At 68.2% G+C, this 6,869-nt stretch carries 6 protein-coding genes; 1 reads left to right on the plus strand and 5 read right to left on the minus strand.

All coding sequences use genetic code 11. The annotated features are described in order from the left end of the window. The first annotated feature begins 381 nt into the window (after positions 1-381). Positions 382-1,011, plus strand: coding sequence for a hypothetical protein (locus CG740_RS38880; protein WP_234376762.1), 630 nt, complete (start codon positions 382-384; stop codon positions 1,009-1,011). Positions 1,012-1,127: 116 nt separating this feature from the next. On the opposite strand, the gene CG740_RS38885 is transcribed toward CG740_RS38880, so the two are convergent. The 5 genes from CG740_RS38885 to kdpF form a co-directional block, all read right to left on the minus strand. Further along, on the minus strand, positions 1,128-1,811 hold the full coding sequence (locus CG740_RS38885) for a response regulator (RefSeq protein ID WP_100580048.1): 684 nt from the start codon (positions 1,809-1,811) through the stop codon (positions 1,128-1,130). 34 nt (positions 1,812-1,845) lie between these two features. Then, the gene (locus CG740_RS38890; protein WP_100580049.1) at positions 1,846-2,520 is read right to left on the minus strand and encodes a potassium-transporting ATPase subunit C; all 675 of its coding nucleotides are present in this window, start codon (positions 2,518-2,520) and stop codon (positions 1,846-1,848) included. 25 nt (positions 2,521-2,545) lie between these two features. Beyond that, a complete protein-coding gene (gene kdpB, locus CG740_RS38895; protein ID WP_100580053.1) occupies positions 2,546-4,642 on the minus strand; it encodes a potassium-transporting ATPase subunit KdpB in 2,097 nt (698 codons plus the stop codon). Between the two features lie 113 nt (positions 4,643-4,755). Continuing rightward, positions 4,756-6,420, minus strand: coding sequence for a potassium-transporting ATPase subunit KdpA (kdpA, locus tag CG740_RS38900; protein ID WP_100580050.1), 1,665 nt, complete (start codon positions 6,418-6,420; stop codon positions 4,756-4,758). 8 nt (positions 6,421-6,428) lie between these two features. Beyond that, entirely contained in the window at positions 6,429-6,518 is a 90-nt protein-coding gene (gene kdpF, locus CG740_RS38905) for a K(+)-transporting ATPase subunit F (RefSeq protein ID WP_063801986.1), read from the minus strand. Positions 6,519-6,869 lie beyond the last annotated feature (351 nt).

Consider the following 6,869-nt stretch of genomic DNA (forward strand, 5'->3'; position numbering starts at 1 on the left):
ATGCCGTGATAAATCAGGCGACTTGCTCTGCCGGCGACGCGCTCTGCTGACAGAGCAGAGGAACTCGTCCCACCGACGGCCACCTTCGCCACGATCGTGCTATGGCCCCTCCATGGTGTCAACGATCCTTTTCAGCAAACGAACGATCGTTGAAAGGGGGCGGAAGCGGGCCACCCGGTAAGCCGCGACCCCGAACACCAGCACGTTCATCGCGCATTGCGCCCCGCATCCCGTCCAACCGGAGTGGGAGGTCACGGCCGATATGCAGCGGTGAATACCGTCGCGATCGGCAACTTGGCGGTAAACGATCGTTGTTTCGCCTGATACTGCCCGTAGCATGCTCGACACCAGCCCGGCCGTCCGCGACCCCCGGAGCTTTCAGTGGACTCTCTCCCGCCCCTGCCCGTGGCACTTGAGGAACTCCGGGCGCTCGTCCGCGAACAGGGCACGCCCCGGCCGGAGTTGCTCGATCCCCGGGAGCTGGCGGCGCGGACGGCCCTGCCCGTGGACACCGTCCGCGTCCTGCTGCGCGGAGGCCGGCCGCCCGTCGACACCGTCAACGATCGGGTCCGCACCCGCGTCAAGGCCCTCGCGGACGCCCACCTGGCACGGACCGGCCAGCGCATGTCCGACCTGGCCGGCAGCGTCTCCCGGCATCTGGGCGTCTCCGCCGTCTGGGCACGGAAGGTGTGCTCCGGCCAGAAAGTCCCCAGCGTGGAACTCCTGCACGGCCTGGTCGGCTTCTTCGGCGTCGAAGGAGGCGAGGCGTTCTTCACGGCTCCTGCCTCCGAAGCGCTGAGCCGGGCCCTGCGCCCCGTCCTCACCGTGCTGCGATCCGGGCCGGAAGGGACCGTACGCGCCGTCCACCCGCTGGAGGCGGCCCTGTCCGGCCGCGGCGACGTCCGGGGCATCGCCCTGCGCCAGGCACACGGCCTGCCGCAGGAACGCTGGAACGTACTGAGCGCGACGCTTGAGGCCCTGTTGCGACTCGACGAGGAAGACAGGCCGTGAGTGCCCGGCTCCGTGAGGTGCCGGGCCGCTGCGGGCGCCTTGGCCGGGTCCCGTGACGGACACCGTGCCGGTACCGCCCTCGCGCCGGGCGAGACCCGACGTACGCCCGCCCGCGCTCACGCCTCGAACCGGTATCCCATCCCCGGCGCCGTGATCAGGTGGCGCGGATGCGAGGGGTCGGATTCGAGTTTGCGGCGGAGTTGGGCCATGTACACCCGGAGGTAGTTGCTCTGGGTGCGGTAGGTGGGGCCCCACACCTCCTGGAGGAGGCGGCGCTGGGTGACCAGGGTGCCGCGGTTGCGGATCAGGACCTCCAGGAGGTGCCACTCCGTCGGGGTGAGCCGTACGTCGTGGCCGTCACGCCGTGCCTTCTTCGCGAGGAGGTCGAGTGTGAAGGCCGGGGTGGTGACGACTCCGCCGTCCGCGCTCCTGACCGCGGGGGCCACCCTGCGGGTCGCCACCCGCAGGCGGGCCAGCAGTTCGTCCATGCTGAACGGCTTGGTGATGTAGTCGTCCGCGCCCGAGTCGAGGGCCTCGACCTTCTCGTCGGACGTGGTGCGCGCCGAGACCACCAGGATCGGGGCGCGGCACCAGATCCGCAGCCGCTTCAGCACCTCGATGCCGTCCATGTCGGGCAGCCCGAGGTCGAGCAGGACCGCGTCCGGGGGCCGTACGGCGGCGAGTTGGAGGGCGGCGGCACCGTCCTGCGCCGCGTCGACCTCGTACTTGCGTGCCTTGAGGTTGATCTCCAGAGCCCGTACGAGCTGAGGTTCGTCCTCGACCACCAGCACCCGGGTCATCGGTGTGCCGCCTTTCCTGAGTGACGTAAGGCGCTCACTTCTGGGTGAGTTCCCTGAGCGCGACGTTGAGCTTGAGGACGTTGACGCCCGGCTCGCCCATGAAGCCGAGGATGCGGCCGTCGGTGTTGTCGGTGACGAGTTTCTGGACCTGCCGGACGTCGAGGTGGTTCTTCTCGGCAACCCGGTGGACCTGGAGCTTCGCGTACGCCGGGGAGATCTGCGGGTCGAGGCCGGAGCCGGACGAGGTGACCGCGTCGGCGGGGACATCGGCCGGGTCCACCTGGTAGCCGGGCACGGAGTTGTCCTTGACGACCGCCTCCTTGGCGTCCTTGACCTGCTGGATCAGCTTCTCGTTGTCGCCCGACAGGTTGGTCGCGCCGGAGACGAGCAGCTGATACTGGGTGTTGATGCTGTTGGTGCCGAGCCCGTTGGAGGGGCGCGGCTGGAACCACTTCAGATCCGGCACCGCGGCCTCGTCGGCGTTGGCCGGGTCCTTCTTCGGGAGGTCGTAGCGCTGCCCTATGAGCGCGGAACCGACCACCTGGCCACCGGACTTGATCTCGGACCCGTTGGCCTTGTCACTGAAGGCCGCCTGCGCGATCCCGGTCACCACGAGCGGATAGATCACTCCGCACACGACGGTCAGGACCAGCAGGGCGCGCAGGCCGGCGCCGAGCAACCGTGCAGTGTTTCCAAGGGAGTTGTTCATGATGGATCAGCACGCTTTCGAGGGATTACAGCCCGGGGATGAGGGAGATGAGCAGATCGATGATCTTGATGCCGATGAAGGGGGCGATCAGGCCGCCGAGGCCGTAGATCCCGAGGTTGCGCCGGAGCATCCGGTCGGCGCTGGTCGGCTTGTAGCGCACGCCCTTCAGGGCCAGCGGCACGAGGGCGATGATGATCAGCGCGTTGAAGATCACCGCGGCGAGGATCGCGGACTCGGGGCTGTGCAGGCTCATGATGTTGAGCTTGTCGAGGCCCGGATAGACCACCGCGAACATCGCAGGGATGATCGCGAAGTACTTCGCCACGTCGTTGGCGATCGAGAAGGTCGTCAACGCCCCTCGGGTGATGAGGAGTTGCTTGCCGATCTCGACGATCTCGATGAGCTTGGTCGGGTTGGAGTCGAGGTCGACCATGTTGCCGGCCTCCTTCGCGGCCGACGTGCCGGTGTTCATCGCCACGCCGACGTCCGCCTGCGCGAGTGCCGGGGCGTCGTTGGTGCCGTCACCGGTCATCGCGACCAGCTTGCCGCCGGCCTGCTCCCGCTTGATGAGCGCCATCTTGTCCTCGGGGGTGGCCTCCGCGAGGAAGTCGTCCACGCCCGCCTCTTCGGCGATCGCCTTCGCGGTCAGCGGGTTGTCGCCCGTGATCATGACCGTCTTGATGCCCATGCGGCGCAGTTCGTCGAACCGCTCCCTCATGCCCTCCTTGACGACGTCCTTGAGGTGGATGACACCCAGGACCCGCGCGCCGTCAGCGTCTTCCACAGCCACGAGCAGCGGCGTGCCACCAGCCTCGGAAATCCGGTCGGTGAGCGCCCGGGCGTCCTCTGCGACACTGCCGCCCTGCTCCTCGACCCATGCGACCACCGAACCGGCCGCTCCCTTGCGGACCTTGCGTCCGTCCACGTCGACGCCCGACATACGGGTCTGGGCGGTGAAGGCCACCCATTCCGCGCCGGTCAGCTCGCCCTGGTGACGTTCGCGCAGGCCGTACTTCTCCTTCGCCAGCACCACGATCGAGCGGCCCTCCGGCGTCTCGTCCGAGAGGGAGGAGAGCTGCGCGGCGTCCGCGACCTCGGCCTCGGTAGTGCCCCTGACCGGCACGAACTCGGAAGCCTGACGGTTGCCCAGGGTGATGGTGCCGGTCTTGTCCAGGAGCAGCGTCGACACGTCACCGGCCGCTTCGACCGCCCTGCCGGACATGGCCAGTACGTTGCGCTGCACCAGGCGGTCCATGCCGGCGATGCCGATCGCGGACAGCAGCGCGCCGATGGTGGTCGGGATCAGACAGACGAGCAGCGCGGCGAGCACGATCATGGACTGCTCGGCCTTCGCGTACATCGCGAACGGCTGGAGGGTGACGACCGCGAGCAGGAAGACGATCGTGAGGGACGCGAGCAGGATGTTGAGCGCGATCTCGTTGGGGGTCTTCTGCCGTGCCGCGCCCTCGACCAGGTTGATCATCCGGTCGATGAACGTCTCGCCCGGCTTCGTCGTGATCTTGATGACGACCCGGTCCGAAAGCACCTTGGTGCCGCCGGTCACCGCGGACCGGTCGCCGCCGGACTCGCGGATGACGGGCGCGGACTCGCCGGTGATCGCCGACTCGTCGACGCTCGCGACGCCCTCGACCACATCACCGTCGCCGGGGATGACATCGCCTGCCTCGCAGACCACCAGATCGCCGATCCTGAGCCCGGTGCCGGGGACCTGTTCCTCCGAACTCCCTTTCAGGCGGCGGGCGACGGTGTCCGTCTTGGCCTTGCGCAGGGTGTCCGCCTGCGCCTTGCCACGGCCCTCCGCGACGGCCTCCGCCAGGTTGGCGAAGATCGTGGTCAGCCACAGCCAGGCGGCGATCGCCCAGCCGAACCAGTCGCCCGGATTCTTGACGGCGAGGACCGTGGTGAGCACGGATCCGATCTCCACCACGAACATGACCGGGGACTTGACCATCACACGCGGATCGAGCTTCTTCACCGCGTCGGGGAAGGACTTGACCAGCTGCTTCGGGTCGAACATGCCGCCCCCGACGCGTCCGGCCTCGGGCTTGTGCCCGCCGGGAAGGTCGTCGTGGGGCGCGCGGGTGGGTGTCGCGGTGGACATGGAGCCGGGCTCCTCGTGCTTCTTCGTGCCGAGGGAGCCGGGCTCCCGCGACGTCTTCGAGTCCTGTGTGCTTTTCGCGTTCTGCGTGTTCTTCGTGTTCTTCGTACCGGTGGTCATGACGCCAGGCCTTCCGCGAGGGGGCCGAGGGCCAGTGCCGGGAAGTAGGTCAGGCCCGCGACGATCATCACGGTGCCGACCAACAGGCCGGTGAACAAAGGCTTGTTGGTGCGCAGGGTGCCGGCCGTCTCCGGGACCGGCGTCTGCTCGGCGAGCGAGCCGGCGAGCGCGAGCACGAACACCATGGGGACGAACCGGCCGAGCAGCATGGCGAGTCCGATGCTGGTGTTGAACCAGGGAGTGTTCGCGTTGAGCCCGGCGAAGGCCGAACCGTTGTTGTTGGCACCCGAGGTGTAGGCGTACAGGACCTCGGAGAAGCCGTGCGCGCCCGAGTTGGTCAGCGAGGTCAGCGTGGACGGCATGGCCATCGCGATCGCCGTGAAGATGAGGACCAGGGCCGGCGTGACGAGGATGTAGCAGGCCGCGAACTTGATCTCGCGGGTGCCGATCTTCTTGCCCAGGTACTCGGGGGTGCGCCCCACCATCAGGCCCGCGATGAACACCGCGATGATCGCCATGATCAGCATGCCGTAGAGCCCGGAGCCGGTGCCGCCCGGCGCGATCTCGCCGAGCTGCATGCCGAGCATCGTGATGCCGCCGCCGAAGCCGGTGAGGGAGGAGTGGAACGCGTCCACCGCACCGGTCGAGGTGAGGGTGGTGGCCACCGCGAAGATGGAGGAGCCGCCGATCCCGAACCGGTTCTCCTTGCCCTCCATGGCGCCGCCGGCCAGATCGAACGCGGGGCCGCCGTGGTGGAACTCGGTCCACATCATCAGCGCGGTGAAACCGACCCAGATCGTCACCATGGTGGCGAGGATCGCGTATCCCTGCTTGACCGAGCCGACCATCCTGCCGAACGTACGGGTCAGCGCGAACGGGATCACCAGGATGAGGAAGACCTCGAAGAGGTTGGTGAAGCCGTTGGGGTTCTCGAAGGGGTGGGCGGAGTTGGCGTTGAAGTAGCCGCCGCCGTTGGTGCCCAGCTCCTTGATCGCCTCCTGCGAGGCGACCGCGCCCCCGTTCCACTGCTGGGAGCCGCCGAGGAACTGTCCCACCCCGTGGATGCCGGAGAAGTTCTGGATGGCGCCACAGGCGACCAGGACGATCGCGCCGATCACCGAGATCGGCAGCAGGATGCGGACGGTGCCGCGCACCAAGTCCGCCCAGAAGTTGCCCAGTTCACCGGTACGAGAGCGGGCGAAGCCGCGTACCAGCGCGACGGCCACGGCGACGCCGACGGCCGCGGACACGAAGTTCTGCACGGCGAGGCCGCCCGTCTGCACGACGTGGCCCATGGTCTGCTCGCCGGAGTACGACTGCCAGTTCGTGTTGGCCACGAAGGAGGCGGCGGTGTTGAAGGCTTGGTCGGCGGGGATCGAGACGAAGCCGAGCGAACCGGGCAGCGAGCCCTGAAGGCGCTGCATCAGATACAGGAAGAGGACGCTCACCAGGGAGAACGCGAGGACGCCGCGCAGATAGGCGGGCCAGCGCATCTCGGTGGTGGGGTTGGCGCCGATGGCCTTGTAGATCCACTTCTCGACGCGCAGATGCTTGTCGGAGGAGTAGACCCGGGCCATGTAGTCGCCGAGGGGACGGTAGGCCAGGCCCAACGCCACGGCCAGGGCGGCGAATTGGAGCACGCCGGCTACGACAGGAGACATGGTGGGACTCAGAACCTCTCCGGGTACACAAGGGCGAGGACGAGATAACCCAGCAGGGCGACGGCCACGATCAGGCCGACGATGTTCTCGGCAGTCACAGCTTTGCCACCCCCTTGGCGATGAGCGCCACCAGCGCGAAGACCGCGAGCGTGGTGACGACGAAGGCCAGATCGGCCATCGTGGACTCCTCAGAGAGGCCTCAGAGAGGCTCGAAACGAACGGACACCCTGAGGAAACCTCCTCATCAGGCACGTTCAGCCCTCGTTGACGTCCCTCTTACGGCCCGCGGTGAGTCCTTGACGGGTCCCATACGCGGGGACGCCTCCGGCGGGCGCGCGGAGTATGGGTGGGGAGTGCCGGGGCGGGGCGGGGCGGGCTGCGGAAGCTTCTGCCGGGGGCGCGGTACGGGGGCGCCGGGGCCCGGGGGGGGCCGGGGCGCGGCACGGGGG

Origin of the sequence: Streptomyces sp. CB01201 (assembly GCF_002803085.1) — a bacterium.
Lineage (GTDB): Bacteria > Actinomycetota > Actinomycetes > Streptomycetales > Streptomycetaceae > Streptomyces > Streptomyces hundungensis.

Bases quoted from the DNA above. Each gene is read 5' to 3' on its own strand.
- CG740_RS38885 (WP_100580048.1), bottom strand. From the start codon at position 1,811: ATGACCCGGGTGCTGGTGGTCGAGGACGAACCTCAGCTCGTACGGGCT.
- CG740_RS38890 (WP_100580049.1), bottom strand. From the start codon at position 2,520: ATGAACAACTCCCTTGGAAACACTGCACGGTTGCTCGGCGCCGGCCTG.
- kdpB (WP_100580053.1), bottom strand. From the start codon at position 4,642: ATGTCCACCGCGACACCCACCCGCGCGCCCCACGACGACCTTCCCGGC.
- kdpA (WP_100580050.1), bottom strand. From the start codon at position 6,420: ATGTCTCCTGTCGTAGCCGGCGTGCTCCAATTCGCCGCCCTGGCCGTG.